Genomic DNA, 15,773 nt, shown 5'->3' with positions numbered 1-15,773 from the left:
GCCCCCAGACTTCCGGAGATCCTCATGCCTGCCTATGGCCCGCCGTTGAATTTCCAGCGCTGGATAGACGACCACGCGCACCTGCTCAAGCCACCGGTCGGCAACCAGCAGATCTGGCAGGACGCCGACTTCATCGTCACCGTGGTCGGCGGCCCGAACCATCGCACCGACTACCACGACGATCCGTTGGAAGAGTTCTTCTACCAGCTGCGCGGCAACGCCTGGCTGTCGCTGTGGGTGGACGGCAAGCCCGAACGCGTGGATCTCAAGGAAGGCGACATCTTCCTGCTGCCGCCGCACGTGCGGCATTCGCCGCAACGGCCCGAAACCGACAGCGCCTGCCTGGTCATAGAACGCCAGCGCCCGCCGGGCCTGCTGGACGGCTTCGAGTGGTATTGCCCGCAATGCGGCAGCCTGGTGCATCGCGTGGAGGTGCAGCTCAAGAGCATCGTGACCGACCTGCCGCCGCTGTTCCAGGCCTTTTATTCCAGCACCGAGAAACGCACCTGTCCCGGTTGCGGCGAGATCCATCCCGGCAAGGGGCATGCGCCTTCCGCGCAAGCGGCGCCGGCCTAGGACCGCTCTCCTCCAGCCTTGCCTCGCCGCGATCGGCCAGGCGTCCGACCGACTCATCCTGTTCTGCACATGACCCAGAAAATCGACATGCACGCGCACTTCTTCCCGCCGATCACCCGGCAGGAAGCAGCGGCGCTGGACCCCGTCAACGCGCCCTGGCTGCGGCTGGATGGCGACGGCTCGAGCGGCCAGATCATGGCGGGCGAGCGCCCCTTCCGCCCGGTGGACGCCACCCTGTGGGACCCCGCCCTGCGCCTGGAGCAAATGGACCGCAACGGCGTGGACCTGCAGATCCTGTGCGCGACGCCCATCATGTTCGGCTACTCCTATCCCGCGCAGGCCGCGGCCGACTGGGCTGCTCGCATGAACGACCTGGCGCTGGAGCATTGCGCCCATGCGCCGGCGCGCCTGAAGGCGCTGGCGCAGGTGCCGCTGCAGGATCTGGAGCTGGCCTGCGAGGAAGCGTCGCGCGCCCGCGCCGCCGGCCACCTGGGCGTGCAGATCGGCAACCACGTCGGCCCGCGCGACCTGGACGACGAGACCCTGGTGCAGTTCCTGATCCACTGCGCCAACAACGACATCCCGGTGCTGGTGCACCCCTGGGACATGATGACCGACGGCCGCATGAAGAAATGGATGCTGCCCTGGCTGGTCGCCATGCCCGCCGAAACCCAGCTGGGCATCCTGTCGCTGATCCTGTCCGGCGCGTTCGAACGCATTCCGCGCAGCCTGAAGCTCTGCTTCGCGCACGGCGGCGGCAGCTTCGCCTTCCTGCTGGGCCGGGTGGACAATGCCTGGCGCCACCGCGACATCATCCGCCAGGACTGTCCGCAACTGCCCTCTTCCTACACCGACCGCTTCTACACCGACAGCGCGGTGTTCGACCCGCGCGCGCTGCGCCTGCTGATCGACGTGATGGGCGAAGACCGCGTGCTGCTGGGCTCGGACTACCCGTATCCGCTGGGCGAGCAGGAAGTGGGCAAGCTGGTGACGCACGCCGGCCTGCCGCCGGAAGTGCAGCAGAAGATCCTGTGCCGCAACACGATGGAGTTCTTCGGCCTGGAACGGCGTCCCGTCTGACCCGTACGGCCGCGCTCACGCCTCGGCGCGCGGCGGTGCCAATGGCGGCAAGGATAGGCCCAGCCTGCCGCTCCATTCGGCCATTTCAGCCTTCAGCGCCGGCGGCACCGGAATCCCCGTGGCTTGGCGCTGTGCCTGCGAGGCCAGTTCGGGATCGCCCGGCATGCGTGGCGATCCGGGCTGTGCCGCCAGTTCGGCCGCCATGCCCGCCGCCACCGCGGCCAACGCCGCGCCGCCGGCGAACCGGGCAGGATCGATGACGATGAAGAACGCCCCCAGCTCCCGCGGGCGTTCCAGCTGTTCGTACATGGGACCGATGTGCGGCCCGTAAGGATTGCCGTTGAGCGGCCCGCACAGCAATTCGACCATCATCGCCAGGCCGTAGCCCTTGTGGCCGTACTCGCCGCCCAGCGGCGTCAGGGCGCGGGCATGCGCCGCGTCGGTCACGCCCAGCCCCTCGCCATCCAGCGCCACGCCCGCAGGTAGCGCCATACCGTCGCGACGCGCGTTCATGACGCGATTCCACGGGATCGACGTCGTCGCCATGTCCAGACACAACGGCTCGCCACCCTGCCTGGGGAAAGCACAGGAAACGGGATTGGTGCCGAAGTACGGCAGCCGGCCGCCGAATGGCGCAGCGATGGCGTCGGAATGCGTGAAAGCGATGCCGATCAGTCCTTGCCGGGCTGCTGTGCTCGTGTACAGGCCGATGGCCCCGCAGTGCGAAGAGTCGCTGACGCCGACGGCGCCCACGCCCGCCTCGCGCGCCAGCGCCATGGCCGTTTCGTTGGCGCGGTGCGCCACCACGATGCCGTGGCCCCTGCCGCCATGCACCTGCGCGGTGGCCGGTCCGCTCTGCTGGATGCGGATGTCGGGCCGCGCCAGGATGGAACCATGGGCGACCCGGTTCAGATAGTGCGGCAGCCGCGCGATGCCATGCGAATCGATGCCCCACAAGCTGGTCTGCGCCAGGCTGGCGGCCAGGCAGCGGGCGTCGTCCTGGTTGAAGTCCAGGGCCTCCAGGCATGCCTCGCCCCAATGCCGCCACTGCGCCGCGTCCACGCTTTCCGGCCTTGCCATGCTGCGCTCCTTGTGGATGCCGGCGGCGTGCCGCCAGCGGTCAAGCGGCCGGCACGGGCTGCGCCGAGCCTTGCCGGGCCGCGTCCTGCTCCAGGGCCTCCAGCGCGCCCAGCACGCCAAGCGTCCGCAGGCGTTCCAGGTGCAAGGCCAGCGCCTCGACAAAGGCGGGCTTGCTGCCCAGGTCGCCGAAAACAGGCCGGAATCCCGCCATCACCATGGCGCGCCGATGCGCCGCCTGCGACGGGGCCGAAGCCGTGGCGGCCACCTCGGCGCGCGCCAGCAGTTTGGCCAGCGCCCCGGCCAGCGGATCCTGGATGGCATAGGCGTTGCCCTGCTCGTCGTAGCCGCGCAGGTAATGCAGCCAGGCGGCTACCGACATGGCCAGCCGGCTGAAATCGTCGCCCCGCTGCTTGCGGTCGCGGATGGCGGCGAGCAGGCGCTGCGGCACTTTCTGCGAACCGTCCATCGCGACCTGCCTCGTGAGGTGCGGCAGCGCCGGATTGGCCACGCGCGCAAGGAAGCGCAGGCGATACTCATCCAGCCCCGACTCCGGAACGCCGCGCAGCGTAGGCCCAAGCTCCAGCCGCATCATGTCGTCGACGTAGCGGCGCAGCGCCGGCGTGGCCGCGGCCTCGCTATTGGTGCGCAAGCCCAGCATCGAACCCAGGTACGCGAATGCGGAATGCGGCGCGTTGACCATGCGCAGCTTGAGGCGTTCGTACGGCGCGGCGTTGCGCACGAAGCTCGCGCCGGCGGCGTCCCAGGCGGGCCTGCCGGCCGCGAACTTGTCTTCGATGACCCAGTTCAGGAAGGGCTCGCCCACCACCGGCCAGGCGTCCTCGAATCCCAGGCGCTGCACCACGCGCGCGCGGTCTTCGTCCTGCGTGGCCGGCACGATGCGGTCCACCATGGAGTTCGGAAAGGTGCAATGGTTATCGATCCACGCGGTCAGGCCCACGTCGACCCGCAAGGCGAAGGCCAGCACCAGGCTGCGCAGCGTGTCGCCGTTGGCGTGCAGGTTGTCGCAGGACAGCAGCGTGACGGGAGGCAGGCTGCGTTCGCGCCGCAGCGCCAGGCCGTACACCAGCATGCCGATGGCGCTGCGCGGCCTGACCGGATTCGCGAGGTCGTGCTCGATGTCGGGATCGTCCCAGCGCAGATGGCCGGTGGCCGGTTCGTGGCTGTAGCCCTTCTCGGTGACGGTCAGGCTGACGATGCGGGTCTGGGCGGAAGCGATGCGCTCGAGCACCGCTTGGGGGTCTTCCTCGGCGACCACGATGCGCAGCACCGATCCGATCACCCGCAGTTGTTCCCGCAGTTGGCCGTCCGGACCGGCATCGCGCAGCGCCAGCGTGTACAGGCCATCCTGCGGCGTCAGCGCGTCGCGCGTCGCCGGGCTGCGCAGCGACACGCCCACGATGCCCCAGCTCAGGTCCCCGCTGGCGGCCATGGCCAGGTCGGTCACGGCCGCCTGATGGGCGCGATGGAAGGCGCCGATGCCCAGATGCACGATGCCGGGCGTGACCCGGCTGCGGTCATAAGCGGGAGATTCCACATCCTCGGGCAGATGCGCCAGGGACTCCGAGTTCAAGCGTTCGAGCATGGATTACCAGTGCCATAGTGCGCCGTCATGCGCCTGCCGGTTGACCGGCAGGTAGGCGCGTTGGTAGGGATATCTGGCGGCGAGCTTTTCGTCGATGTCGACCCCATGGCCCGGCGCGTCGCCAGGGTATAGCATGCCTTGGTTGAAGCTGTAAGCATGGGGAAACACCGCGTCCGTTTCGTCGGTATGCCGCATGTACTCCTGGATGCCGAAATTCGGCACCCACAGGTCGAAATGCAGGGCCGCTCCCATGCAAGCGGGCGACAGGTCGGTGGCGCCGTGGCAGCCGGTCCGCACCTGATAGAGCGCGGCCAGATCGGCAATGCGGCGCAGATGCGTGATCCCGCCCGCATGCACCACCGTGGCGCGGATGTAGTCGATCAGCTGGTTTTCGATCAGGTCCTTGCAATCCCAGATGGTGTTGAACACTTCGCCCACGGCCAGCGGCGTGACCGTGTGCTGGCGGATCAGCCGAAAGGCTTCCTGGTTTTCGGCGGGCGTGGCGTCCTCCATCCAGAACAGGCGGTAGGGTTCCAGCGACTTGCCCAGGCGGCCGGCCTCGATGGGCGTGAGCCGGTGATGCACATCGTGCAGCAGATGGGTGTCCCAGCCCACTGCGTCGCGCACCCGCTGGAACAGACGCGGCGCGTGGTCCAGGTATTTTTCCGTGGACCAGTCGTGCTCGGACGGCAGCGAGCCGTCGGCCGGCTCGTAGAACATGCGGCCGCGTCCCACGCCATAGACCGAGTTCAGCCCCGGCACTCCGCTTTGCGCGCGGATGGCCAGGTAGCCCATTTCGCGGTAGCGCAGCACCTCGTCCACGGTTTCGTCGATGTCGCGGCCATTGGCGTGGCCGTAGACCATGACGCCAGAACGGCTCTTGCCGCCCAGCAGCTGGTATAGCGGCATACCCGCGGCCTTGGCCTTGATGTCCCACAAGGCGGTGTCCACGGCCGCGATCGCGGACATCGTGACCGGGCCGCGCCGCCAGTATGCGCCGCGATACAGGTACTGCCAGATGTCCTCGATCTGCTGCGGGTCGCGCCCGATGAGGCAAGGAATCACGTGCTCGGTCAGATAGGCCGCCACGGCCAGCTCGCGGCCGTTGAGCGTGGCGTCGCCGATGCCGTACAGGCCCTCATCGGTTTCGATCTTCAAGGTGACGAAGTTGCGGCCGGGGCTGCAGACGATGACGCGCGCTTGGGTGATCTTCATGTATGGTCCTGTGGAATGCTGGAAACCCCTGGCCTACCTACGCCGGGCGCCTACATCACCGCGCCCAACTGCCAGGGCACGAACTCGTTCTGGCCGTAGCCGTGTTCCTCGCTGCGCGTGCGCCGGCCCGAAGCCGTTTCCAGCATCAGACGGAATATGCGCTCACCCATCTGCGCCACGCTTTGCGCGCCGTCAACCACTTCGCCGCAATTGATGTCGATGTCGTCGGACTGCCGCTGCCACAGCGCCGTGTTGGTCGAAAGCTTCAAGGACGGCGCGGGCGCACAGCCGTAGGCCGAGCCGCGGCCGGTGGTGAAGCAGATCAGGTTGGCGCCGCCGGCGACCTGGCCGGTGGCCGACACCGGGTCATAGCCCGGCGTATCCATGAACACCAGCCCGCGCGCGCGGACCGTCTCGGCGTATTCGTACACGTCGGCCAGGCGAGTCGTGCCGCTCTTGGCGATGGCGCCCAGGGATTTCTCCAGGATGGTGGTCAGCCCCCCCGCCTTGTTGCCGGCCGATGGGTTGTTGTCCATTTCGGCGTCGTTGCGGGCGCAGTAGTCCTCCCACCAGCGCAACCGGGCCAGCAGCTTGGCCGCGACCTCGGGCGTGGCCGCGCGCCGGGTCAGCAGGTGCTCGCCGCCGTAGATCTCCGGCGTCTCCGACAGGATGGCGCTGCCGCCATGGCGCACCAGCAGGTCCACCGCGGCGCCCAGCGCCGGGTTGGCGCTGATGCCCGAGTAGCCGTCGGACCCGCCGCATTGGAGGCCCACGGTCAGCTGGCTTGCGGGCACGGGTTGGCGGCGGACGCGGTCGGCCTGCGCCAGCATGGCACGCACCAGTTCGATGCCATGCGCCACCGTCTTGCGCGTGCCGCCAGTTTCCTGGATGTTGAAGGTGTGCAGCAAGCCGCTTTCGCGCAGCCCCTCCTGTTCCATCAGGCCACCGATCTGATTGGTCTCGCAGCCCAGGCCCAGCACCAGCAGGCCCGCGAAATTGGGATGGCGCGCGTAGCCGCCCAGCGTGCGGCGCAAGAGGCGCAGCGGCTCGCCTTCGCTGCCCGTGGCGCAGCCCGCGCCATGCGTCAGCGCCACCACGCCGTCCACGTTGGGATAGCCGGCCAGCGCCTCCGGATGGATGTCGCGGCGGAAATGGTCGGCAATGGCGCGCGCGGCCGTGGCGGAACAGTTTACGCTGGTGAGGATGCCGATGTAGTTGCGCGTGGCGACGCGGCCGTCGGCCCGCACGATGCCTTCGAATTGCGCGGGCGCGTCGACGTAGTCGGTGGCGCGCGCGTCGGCGCCCACGGCGTAGTCGCGCTCGAAGTCGGAAAATTCCAGGTTCTGCGTATGGACGTGCGAGCCCGGCGCGATGTCGCAGCGCGCCACGCCGATGACCTGGTTGTAGCGCCGCACGGATTCGCCTGCGGCGATGGCGCGCGTCGCCACCTTGTGCCCCGGCGGCACCAGCCCGCGCACGACGACGTTTTCGCCGGCCAGGCTCGTGCCTCCGGCCAACTGCCGCCTGGCGATCACCACGTTGTCCGCCGGGTGGATGCGTATGACCGCGGTATCGATTTCTGACATGAGGTGGCTCCTGGCGCGCGCGCGCCGCTAACCGTCGATCAATGCGGGGTCCCAGGCGTGGACGCGCTGCTGCTGTTCGCCCAGGCCGGCAATGCCCAACCGCACCTCGTCGCCGGCCTTCAGGTACACGGGCGCCGGCTTCTGGCCCATGCCCACGCCCGGCGGCGTGCCGGTGCTGATCAGGTCGCCTGGATACAGGGTCATGAAACGGCTGACGTAGGACACCAGCTGCGCCACGCCGAACACCATGGTGCGGGTGCTGCCGTTCTGATAGCGCTTGCCGTTGACGTCCAGCCACATGTCCAGCGCCTGCGGGTCGGCGATCTCGTCGGCGGTGACCAGCCACGGGCCGACCGGGCCGAAGGTGTCGCAGCCCTTGCCCTTGTCCCAGGTGCCGCCGCGCTCGATCTGGTATTCGCGTTCGGACACGTCGTTGACCACGCAATAGCCGGCCACGTGGTTCATGGCGTCTGCCTCGCTGACGTAGCGGGCCCGCTCGCCGATCACCACGCCCAGCTCCACTTCCCAGTCGGTCTTGACGGAGTCTTGCGGCAACACCACGGGATCGTTGCCGCCGACCACGGCCGAAGTGGGCTTCATGAAGATCACCGGCTCGGCCGGCACCGGCAGGCCCGATTCCGCCGCATGGTCGGCGTAGTTCAGCCCGATGCAGATGAACTTGCCCATGCCGCTCCAGGGCGGGGCCAGGCGGCCCGGGCGGTCCACCAGCGGCAGGCTGGCCGGGTCCAGCGCGCGCAGCCGCGCCAGGCCCGCGGGCGTGAGCGTGGCGGCGGCTATGTCCGGCAGGACGGCCGACAGGTCCCGCACCTGCCCGCGGGCGTCCAGCATTCCGGGCTTCTCCGCGCCTTTCGCACCATAGCGCAACAGTTTCATCGCATGTTCCTCATGTGTGTAGTGAATGTTCAGTTCGACCAGCCGCCGTCGATGACCTGAGCGGTGCCGGTGGTGAAGGCGGACTCGTCGCTGGCCAGGTACACCGCCAGCAGGGCGATTTCCTCGGCGCTGCCGATGCGGCCCATGGGCTGGCGGGCGACGAAGGCGGCTTCCACGGCGGCCAGCGTCTGGCCGCCGGCGCTGGCCTGCGCTTCGATGCGTTGACGCAGCGAAGGCGATTCCACCGTGCCTGGGCAGATGGCGTTGCAGCGTATGCCCTGGCCCACGTAATCCGCGGCCACGGACTTGGTCAGCCCGATCACCGCCGCCTTGGTGGCGCCGTAGACGCAGCGGTTGGGCGCGCCCTTGATGCTGGACGCCACCGAGGCCATGTTGACGATGGAGCCGCCGCCGCGCGCCAGCATGCCGGGCAGGCAGGCGCGGATCATGCGGTACATGGACTTCACGTTCAATTCGAACGAAAAGTCCCAGGCTTTTTCGTCGCAGTCCAGGATGGTCCCGGCGTGCACGAAGCCGGCGCCGTTGAACAGCACGTCCACCGGTCCGGCCTCGGCGGCCAGCGCGCCGATCGCGGCGGCGTCGGTCACGTCCAGCACGCGGCGCCGACATCCCGCCAGCGTTTCCAGCGCCCCGCCGTTGATGTCCAGCGCCAGCACGTCGGCGCCTTCGCGGACGTAGGCCTCGGCCACGGCGCGGCCGATGCCTTGCCCTGCGGCGGTGACGATGGCGGTCTTGCCTTGCAGCCTTCCAGTCATGACGTCTTCCTTTTTACTTGGCCATGCCCATGGCGGTGGGCAGCCAGAGGGTGATCTGGGGGATGTAGGTAATGGCGATCAGCGCCAGGAACAGCGGTACCAGCCAGGGCAGGATGGCGACCGTGGTCCGTTCCACCGACAGCTTGGATACCCGCGCCAGCACGAACAGCACCATGCCCATGGGCGGATGCAGCAGGCCTATCATCAGGTTCAGCGTCATGATCAGGCCGAAATGGATCGGGTCGATGCCCAGCTTGAGCACGATGGGCAGCAGGATGGGCACCAGGATGGTGATGGCGGCGATGGTGTCGATGAAGCAGCCCACGATCAGGATCAGCACGTTGGCCATCAGCAGGAACACCCACTTGTTCTGCGTCACGCTGAGAATGCCGTCGGTCAGCGCCTGGGCCGCCTGGGTGGTGGTCAGCAGCCACGCGAACACCGACGCAGCGGTGACGATGAACAGCACCGAGGCCGTGGTCTCGATGGTGTCGAAAGTTGCCTTGGCCAGGGTCCGCAAGGTCATGGAGCGATAGCGCACCAGCCCCAGGAACAATGCCCATATCACCGCGGCCACGGCGGCCTCCGTGGGCGTGAACCAGCCCAGCGTCATGCCTCCGATCAGGATGACCGGCGCCATCAGCGCCATCACCGCCGAGAAGTTGTAGCGCCAGTCCAGCGCCAGCAACACGGCAAAGGCGACGCCGGCGGCCAGGTTGGCCGACATGCCGGCCTCGGTCATGAGCCAGATGGCCAGCGGGAACGCCAGCACGATGCCGACTTCCAGCCCGGCGGCGCCCAACCGCTTCCAGTCGAAGGACACGTCGCCGCCCCAGTTGTTGCGGCGCGCGTAATAGGCGACGGTCAGCATCATCAGCACGGTCAGGACCGCGCCTGGGATCAGGCCGGCAAGGAACAGCGAACCGATAGACACGTTGGCCATCATGCCGTAGATGACGAAGGGCAGCGACGGCGGAATGATGGGACCCAGCGTGGCCGAAGCGGCCGTCACGCCCACCGCGAACTCGGTCTCGTAGCCGTGGTCCTTCATGGCCTTGATCTCGATGGTGCCCAGGCCCGCGGCGTCGGCGATGGCGGTGCCCGACATGCCGGCGAACACCACCGAGCCGATGATGTTCACCTGCCCCAGCCCGCCGCGCATCCAGCCCACCAGCGCCACGGCGAAGTTGTAGATGCGGCCGGTGATGCCGGCGATGTTCATCAGGTTGCCGGCCAGGATGAAGAACGGCACGGCCAGCAGCGGGAAGGACTCCACGCCCGCGATCATGCGCTGCGCCACTACCACGTCGGGCACGCTGCCCGAAATCAGCACGAACAGCAGCGACGCGCCCGCCATGGCTACCGCCACCGGCAGGCCGAAGATCATCAACAGCAGAAAGGTTCCGATCAGTATGCCCATGTCTCGCTTCCGGTTGTCGTTGTCGGATTCCGGGGCCGCCCCGGCTAGTCCTGCGACTCGTAGGCCGCGGGGTTTTCCAGGATGGAGTAGCCCTGGCGCCAGTTGCTGATCGACACCTGCACCGAGCGCAGGAACATCAGCGCGAAGCCCGCCAGCGCCATCCAGTAGACATAGGCCTTGTTCCAGAACAGCGTGGTCATGGGTTCGTCGCCGACCAGGGTGATGTAGCGGTAGGTGAGCCATACCGCGTAGCCGAAGAACGCCGTGCGCAGCAGGTCGATGACGGTGGCCAACACGCGGCCGACGGGAGGCGGCAGATAGCGGTACAGGAAGTCCACCTGGATGTGGCGGCAGGCGCGCACGCACATGGCCGAACCGATGAACACCACGCCGATCAGGCAGTAGACAGCCAGTTCCTCGGTCCAGGCGTAGGAGTCGTTCAGTACATAGCGCGAGAAGAACTGCAGGAAGACCAGCAGCGCCATGACCCAGAATATGCCCAGGCAGATCCAGTCTTCGGGCTGGTAACCGGCCAGGCTGACCTCGTGATGGTCGGCTTCCTCGAAACTGTGGACGATCTCCTGCGCCGTGGCGGGCGGCTGGTGCCCTGCGGGATGGACAGGGTTGTTGCTGGCGGCCGCCATGACGGCGGCCTTGGCATCGGAATGCATGGCGTTCCCCTTGTACGGAATCGGACAGGTCGGCGCGGAGCCGCCGCAGCGGCTCCGCATGCGTTTACTTCACGGCCTGGATCCGTTCCCAATCCGATTTCTCGTAGCCGTACTGCTTGAACGGCACTTTCTCCAGCACGGTGTCGCGGAAGTCCTGGACGTTCACCTCCGCCACGTTCAGGCCGCGCTTGCGGAATACCTCGACCATCTTCTTCTCGCTTTCAGCGACCTCGGCAGAGGCCTTCTCGGCCGCCTGCTGCGCCACTTCGGCGAAGATCTTCTTGTCCTCGTCGGACAGGCTCTTCCACAGCTTGCCGGAGATCACCGTATTCAGGTGATCGACGATATGGCCGGTGAGGATGATGTTCTTCTGCACCTCGTAGAACTTCTTGGCCTCGATGGTGGTGAGCGGGTTCTCCTGCGCCTCCACGGTGCCGTTCTGCAAAGCCAGGTAGACCTCGGCGAAGGCGATCGGCGCGGTGTTGGCGCCGCAGGCGCGCGGCATGGCCAGGTAGGCAGCCACGTCGGGCACGCGGATCTTCAGGCCCTTCATTTCGGAACACTTGGTGAAGGCCCGGTTGGACGTGGTCTGGCGCGTGCCGTAGTAGGTGGTGGCGACGATGTGGTTGCCGCTTTTCTCGTCGTAGCCGCGCGTGAGCTCCTTGTAGATGTCGCTCTTGGTGTAGGCGATCAGGTGCTCGGGATTGCGGAAGATGTAGGGGTAGTAGGTGACGCCGATGCGGGGAAAGCTCTTGGCCGCGAAGCTGGAGCCCGAGATGATCATGTCCACCGTGCCCAGGGTCAGGCCCTGGTTGATGTCGTTTTCCTTGCCCAGCTGCGAGGCCGGGTATACGTCGATCTGGTAGCGGCCGTTGGTACGCTTGCCGATTTCCTGCGCCGCCCAGACGGACGCGGTATGGAAGGGTTCGGATGTCTCGTATACGTGGGCCCACTTGAGCTTGGTCTGCGCCATTGCGCTGCCGCTGGCGGCGAGCGCAATGGCGGCAACCAGCGCCTTGACGGCGTTGCCTAGGTTCATGTCGTCTCCTCGTTGTTTTTTGAATGCCCGGCGTGGCAGCCCGTGAAGAGCCGCCAGCGGGTCACGCTTCAACTACAAGTTGCACCTTGGTACTGCGACTGCGATCCGCCGCCAGCTCGAAGGCCTCGAACGCCTGCGACAACGGCAACTGCGCGCTCATCAGGGGCCGCACGTCGACCTTGCGCGCACGCAGGTAGGAGACGGCCCAATCGAACTCCACGCCGGCTCGGAACGCGCCGACATAGTCGAGCTCCCGCGCCATGATGTTGTTGGCCGGAAACGCGATGCCCTCGGCGGGCAGCGTTCCCACTTGCACGATGCGGCCGCCGCGCCGCGTCGCCGTCAGGCAGGTCGCCAGCGCCGCCGGACTGCCGGCCGCTTCGATGCTGATGTCGGCGATATCGGCCAGGTCGGCAGGCGCGAGCCGGTCGCTGCGCACGGCCTCGTCGGCGCCGACCTGGCGCGCCATGTCCAGCGGCCGGTCGGCCACGTCCGCCACGGTCACGTGGGCCGCGCCCGCCAGCCTGGCGGCCAGCACGGTCATGCAGCCTATGGTGCCCCCGCCCGTGACCAGCACGCGCTTGCCCATCATGGGACCCGCCCGGTTGACGCCATGCAGGCCGATGGACAGCGGCTCCGCACAGGCGATCTCACCCAAAGAGACGTCTGCTTCCGGCACCGGCGTGAGCTGGCGTTCGCCCATCACGAAGCGTTCGCGGAACATGCCTTGCACGTGCGGATAGATGCTGGCGCTGCCGAGAAAGCGCATGTTGCGGCAGAGATTGTCGCGGCCGGCGCGGCAGTAGTCGCAGCCACCGCAAGGGTGGGAGGGATTGATGGCGACCTTCATGCCCGGAGCCACCGACCGCACGGCATCGCCCGTCCGCAGCACCACGCCCGAAGCCTCGTGGCCGGGGATGAGGGGCTCGCGGATGACGAAGGCGCCCACGCGGCCATGCAGGAAATAGTGCAGGTCGGATCCGCAGATGCCCGCCGCCCCCAGCCTCAGTTCCACCTCGTGCGGCGCCAGCGGCGCGACTTCGTCCGGTTCCAGGCGCAGGTCGCGCGCCCCGTGGATGCGACAGGCCAGCGTCATGGCGACTTGCTCCTTGGCGTTCCGAACGGGGGACACCTGCGTGCGATGGTCATGGTTCCGTCTGCTCCCGGCTGTCCAACTGCAGGCCGGACGCGTCCGCGCCAGGCCAGCTTGCCGTGAGGCGATCGTGCGAGCAGGCCAGATGGTGGTGCATGGCGGCGCGCGCGCCGCGATCGTCGCCGGCGCGGATGGCCTCGATCACCTTGCGGTGTTCAGCGATGGCTGCCGCCCAGCTGGATGGATTCTCGAAGTAGTCGCCCAGCTTTACGGACAACGGATTGTGGCGCTCGTCGAACAGTTCGCTCACCACGCGCACCAGCACGGCGTTGTTCGCCATCTCGGCGACGCGTAGGTGGAACAAGCGGTCTCCGCGGATCGGCACGTTGCCGGCTTGCGCCTCGTCTTCCATGGTGCCGACGGCTTCGGCCAGCCCGTCCACCAGCGCCGGTGTGTTGCGCAAGGCGGCCTGCGCGGCCAGCTCGCCTTCGATCACCTGGCGGGCGCGTATGGTTTCCAGCGGACTCTCTGCCGTCAGGCTGGCGCGCGGTCCCCCGGCCAGGCTTTGCACATAGACGCCCGAGCCCATGCGGACCTCCACCCAGCCTTCGACCTCCAGCGCGATCAGCGCTTCGCGCACCGACGGACGCGACACGCCCAGCTTGAGCGCCAGATCGCGCTCGGGCGGCAGGCGCGCGCCGACCGGGAACTCGCCCGACTCGATCAGCAGGCGAAGCTGGTCGGCGATCTGGCGATACAGGCGGCGGGGTTCGATGGTCTGGATGGGCATGGACTGCGGAAACTCGGGTAGGAAATTCAGGCCAAAAGGTAAAGTGGCCTTACCAATTGACCAAATCTTGCGCCGGCCCTGGATGCGTCACAATTAGGGTTTGCCCAAAGATGCACGCGATGGCCTCGCGGGCAATGCTTATCTGTTAAAAAGCCGCCACACCCAGCCCACTTTCCGTACCCATGTCACACAATCCGCATCATTCGCCCTACAAGAGCACAGGCGGCCTGCGCCGCATCCTGAATGCGCTGCGCTACTCGCTGCAGGGCCTGCAGGCCGCGATCAAGTACGAGGCGGCATTCCGCCAGGAACTGGCGCTGGCCGTGTTGATGATCCCGGCCGCGTTCTTCCTCGGCCGGACCACGGTCGAAGTGTTTTTCCTGGTGGGCACGGTGATCATGGTGCTGGCGGCGGAGTTGCTGAATTCCGCCATCGAGGCGCTGGCCGACGCGCTTTCCGTCGAATCGCACCCGCTGCTGGGACGCGCGAAGGACCTGGGCAGCGCCGCCGTGATGCTGCTGCTGATCTTCGCCGGGGCGGTCTGGATCGGCGTGGCCATCAGCCGATTCGTCATGCATTGACGCGGCTAATCATCTCCGGGGAGATGCGCCGCTACTTATACTGGGAGCCATGATGCCTAGATCGACACCCGACTCCTCCGAGCGCATTGTCATCGTCGGCGGCGGCGCCGGCGGCCTGGAATTGGCGGCCAAGCTCGGCCGCGTGCATGGCCGGCAGCACATCACGCTGGTCGACAGCCGCCCCTTCCATATCTGGAAACCCTCGCTGCATGAAGCGGCCGCGGGCACGCTGGACATCCACCAGGAAGGCCTGTCCTACCTGATGCTGGCCCACATGAACGGGTTTTCGTTCGCGCAGGGCCGTCTGGAACAGGTCGACCGCGAGCAGCGCCGGATCACGGTGGGCGCGGTGAGCGACGCGCAGGGCCAGGAAGTCCTGCCGCGCCGCGAACTGGCCTACGACACCCTGGTGCTGGCCCTGGGCAGCACCTCCAATTTCTTCAATACGCCGGGCGCGGCCGAACACGCGGTCACGCTGGACTCCACCGAGAACGCCGAGCAATTCCGGCTGACCATGCTCAAGGCCATGGCCCTGGTCGACCAGGCCAAGGTGCGCAACCCCTCGGCCCGCCTGGATCTGGTGATCGTGGGCGGCGGCGCCACCGGCGTCGAGCTGGCCGTGGAACTGGTCGAGGCCAGCCACGTGGTCAGCGCCTACGGCCTGCCCAATTTCCGCGCCGAACGCGACCTGGCCATCACCCTGGTCGAGGGCGCGCCGCGCATCCTGTCCGCCCTGCCCGAGAAGATCTCGATAGCGGCCACCAAGCGGCTGACCGAGATGGGCATACGGGTGGAAACGTCCTGCCGGGTCTCGGAAGTCACGGCCGACAGCGTCAGGACAGCGGACGGCCGTGAATTCCCCGCCCAGCTCTGCATGTGGGCGGCGGGCATCCAGGGCCCGGCCCTGCTGGCCGACCTGGACCTGCCGCTGAACAAGGTGGGCCAACTGGAAGTCAACGAACGGCTGGAAACCGCCGATCCGCACATCCTGGCGCTGGGCGACTGCTGCGCGGCGCCGTGGCGCGACGGCCGCAGCGTGCCGGCCCGCGCCCAGGCGGCCCACCAGCAGGCCGACTACCTGGCCAAGAAGCTCACCGCGCGCCTGCGCCATGCGCCCGAATCCACCGCGCCCTACGTCTACGAGGACCACGGCTCGCTGGTGTCGCTGGGCCAGGACGCCGGCGTCGGCAGCCTGATGGGCAAGCTCGCCGGACGGGGACTGTTCGTAAGCGGTACACTGGCACGCCTGATGTACATGAGCCTGCACCTGATGCACCACAAAGCGGTGCTCGGCGTCTCTCGTACCGCCTCCCTTGCCCTGGCCCGCCTGCTCATGCGGCGCACGCGCCCGCGGGTCAAACTGCACTGA

At 67.6% G+C, this 15,773-nt stretch carries 15 protein-coding genes; 4 read left to right on the top strand and 11 right to left on the bottom strand.

The window, feature by feature from the left end; genetic code table 11:
- The first annotated feature begins 24 nt into the window (after positions 1-24).
- Positions 25-576 (top strand): 3-hydroxyanthranilate 3,4-dioxygenase, encoded by a 552-nt coding sequence (locus BRO63_RS26600; RefSeq protein ID WP_088142652.1) that lies wholly within the window; start codon positions 25-27, stop codon positions 574-576.
- Positions 577-645: 69 nt separating this feature from the next.
- The gene (locus tag BRO63_RS26595) at positions 646-1,656 is read left to right on the top strand and encodes an amidohydrolase family protein (protein ID WP_088142651.1); all 1,011 of its coding nucleotides are present in this window, start codon (positions 646-648) and stop codon (positions 1,654-1,656) included.
- A 15-nt stretch (positions 1,657-1,671) separates the two neighbouring features.
- Here the strand turns inward: BRO63_RS26595 and BRO63_RS26590 are convergent, their stop codons facing one another.
- From BRO63_RS26590 to BRO63_RS26540, 11 genes are all read right to left on the bottom strand, one after another.
- Positions 1,672-2,736: an Ldh family oxidoreductase gene (locus BRO63_RS26590; RefSeq protein ID WP_088142650.1), complete on the bottom strand. Its 1,065-nt coding sequence runs from the start codon at positions 2,734-2,736 to the stop codon at positions 1,672-1,674.
- A 40-nt stretch (positions 2,737-2,776) separates the two neighbouring features.
- A complete protein-coding gene (locus tag BRO63_RS26585; RefSeq protein ID WP_088142649.1) occupies positions 2,777-4,339 on the bottom strand; it encodes a mannitol dehydrogenase family protein in 1,563 nt (520 codons plus the stop codon).
- 3 nt (positions 4,340-4,342) lie between these two features.
- A complete protein-coding gene (gene manD / locus BRO63_RS26580; RefSeq protein ID WP_088142648.1) occupies positions 4,343-5,554 on the bottom strand; it encodes a D-mannonate dehydratase ManD in 1,212 nt (403 codons plus the stop codon).
- 50 nt (positions 5,555-5,604) lie between these two features.
- A complete protein-coding gene (locus BRO63_RS26575; RefSeq protein ID WP_088142647.1) occupies positions 5,605-7,140 on the bottom strand; it encodes a UxaA family hydrolase in 1,536 nt (511 codons plus the stop codon).
- Positions 7,141-7,167: 27 nt separating this feature from the next.
- Positions 7,168-8,034: a fumarylacetoacetate hydrolase family protein gene (locus tag BRO63_RS26570; RefSeq protein ID WP_088142646.1), complete on the bottom strand. Its 867-nt coding sequence runs from the start codon at positions 8,032-8,034 to the stop codon at positions 7,168-7,170.
- Between the two features lie 29 nt (positions 8,035-8,063).
- On the bottom strand, positions 8,064-8,810 hold the full coding sequence (locus tag BRO63_RS26565; protein ID WP_088142645.1) for an SDR family oxidoreductase: 747 nt from the start codon (positions 8,808-8,810) through the stop codon (positions 8,064-8,066).
- 13 nt (positions 8,811-8,823) lie between these two features.
- Positions 8,824-10,230 (bottom strand): TRAP transporter large permease, encoded by a 1,407-nt coding sequence (locus BRO63_RS26560; RefSeq protein ID WP_088142644.1) that lies wholly within the window; start codon positions 10,228-10,230, stop codon positions 8,824-8,826.
- 44 nt (positions 10,231-10,274) lie between these two features.
- On the bottom strand, positions 10,275-10,901 hold the full coding sequence (locus BRO63_RS26555; RefSeq protein ID WP_088142643.1) for a TRAP transporter small permease: 627 nt from the start codon (positions 10,899-10,901) through the stop codon (positions 10,275-10,277).
- 64 nt (positions 10,902-10,965) lie between these two features.
- Positions 10,966-11,940, bottom strand: a complete 975-nt coding sequence (locus tag BRO63_RS26550; RefSeq protein ID WP_088142642.1) for a sialic acid TRAP transporter substrate-binding protein SiaP — start codon at positions 11,938-11,940, stop codon at positions 10,966-10,968.
- A gap of 61 nt (positions 11,941-12,001) precedes the next feature.
- Positions 12,002-13,036, bottom strand: a complete 1,035-nt coding sequence (locus BRO63_RS26545) for an L-idonate 5-dehydrogenase (protein ID WP_088142641.1) — start codon at positions 13,034-13,036, stop codon at positions 12,002-12,004.
- Positions 13,037-13,085: 49 nt separating this feature from the next.
- Complete coding sequence (locus BRO63_RS26540) at positions 13,086-13,823, bottom strand: FadR/GntR family transcriptional regulator (RefSeq protein WP_088142640.1); 738 nt, start codon at positions 13,821-13,823, stop codon at positions 13,086-13,088.
- A 182-nt stretch (positions 13,824-14,005) separates the two neighbouring features.
- Here BRO63_RS26540 and BRO63_RS26535 point away from each other — a divergent pair, with 182 nt between their 5' ends.
- Positions 14,006-14,404 (top strand): diacylglycerol kinase, encoded by a 399-nt coding sequence (locus tag BRO63_RS26535; protein ID WP_088142639.1) that lies wholly within the window; start codon positions 14,006-14,008, stop codon positions 14,402-14,404.
- A gap of 49 nt (positions 14,405-14,453) precedes the next feature.
- On the top strand, positions 14,454-15,773 hold the full coding sequence (locus BRO63_RS26530; RefSeq protein ID WP_088142638.1) for an NAD(P)/FAD-dependent oxidoreductase: 1,320 nt from the start codon (positions 14,454-14,456) through the stop codon (positions 15,771-15,773).

It is taken from the genome of Achromobacter xylosoxidans, assembly GCF_002192695.1.
Taxonomy (GTDB): domain Bacteria; phylum Pseudomonadota; class Gammaproteobacteria; order Burkholderiales; family Burkholderiaceae_B; genus Achromobacter; species Achromobacter xylosoxidans_C.
The sequence above is the reverse complement of the archived record's forward strand: the minus strand, read 5'-3'. Positions and strand labels throughout refer to the sequence as shown.

What these genes read in the sequence shown, in the direction of transcription:
- BRO63_RS26535 (WP_088142639.1), top strand. Translation starts at nt 14,006, where the DNA reads ATGTCACACAATCCGCATCATTCGCCCTACAAGAGCACAGGCGGCCTG.
- BRO63_RS26565 (WP_088142645.1), bottom strand. Translation starts at nt 8,810, where the DNA reads ATGACTGGAAGGCTGCAAGGCAAGACCGCCATCGTCACCGCCGCAGGG.
- BRO63_RS26570 (WP_088142646.1), bottom strand. Translation starts at nt 8,034, where the DNA reads ATGAAACTGTTGCGCTATGGTGCGAAAGGCGCGGAGAAGCCCGGAATG.
- BRO63_RS26555 (WP_088142643.1), bottom strand. Translation starts at nt 10,901, where the DNA reads ATGCATTCCGATGCCAAGGCCGCCGTCATGGCGGCCGCCAGCAACAAC.
- BRO63_RS26540 (WP_088142640.1), bottom strand. Translation starts at nt 13,823, where the DNA reads ATGCCCATCCAGACCATCGAACCCCGCCGCCTGTATCGCCAGATCGCC.
- BRO63_RS26600 (WP_088142652.1), top strand. Translation starts at nt 25, where the DNA reads ATGCCTGCCTATGGCCCGCCGTTGAATTTCCAGCGCTGGATAGACGAC.
- BRO63_RS26585 (WP_088142649.1), bottom strand. Translation starts at nt 4,339, where the DNA reads ATGCTCGAACGCTTGAACTCGGAGTCCCTGGCGCATCTGCCCGAGGAT.
- BRO63_RS26545 (WP_088142641.1), bottom strand. Translation starts at nt 13,036, where the DNA reads ATGACGCTGGCCTGTCGCATCCACGGGGCGCGCGACCTGCGCCTGGAA.
- BRO63_RS26550 (WP_088142642.1), bottom strand. Translation starts at nt 11,940, where the DNA reads ATGAACCTAGGCAACGCCGTCAAGGCGCTGGTTGCCGCCATTGCGCTC.
- BRO63_RS26590 (WP_088142650.1), bottom strand. Translation starts at nt 2,736, where the DNA reads ATGGCAAGGCCGGAAAGCGTGGACGCGGCGCAGTGGCGGCATTGGGGC.
- BRO63_RS26560 (WP_088142644.1), bottom strand. Translation starts at nt 10,230, where the DNA reads ATGGGCATACTGATCGGAACCTTTCTGCTGTTGATGATCTTCGGCCTG.
- BRO63_RS26595 (WP_088142651.1), top strand. Translation starts at nt 646, where the DNA reads ATGACCCAGAAAATCGACATGCACGCGCACTTCTTCCCGCCGATCACC.
- BRO63_RS26530 (WP_088142638.1), top strand. Translation starts at nt 14,454, where the DNA reads ATGATGCCTAGATCGACACCCGACTCCTCCGAGCGCATTGTCATCGTC.
- manD (WP_088142648.1), bottom strand. Translation starts at nt 5,554, where the DNA reads ATGAAGATCACCCAAGCGCGCGTCATCGTCTGCAGCCCCGGCCGCAAC.
- BRO63_RS26575 (WP_088142647.1), bottom strand. Translation starts at nt 7,140, where the DNA reads ATGTCAGAAATCGATACCGCGGTCATACGCATCCACCCGGCGGACAAC.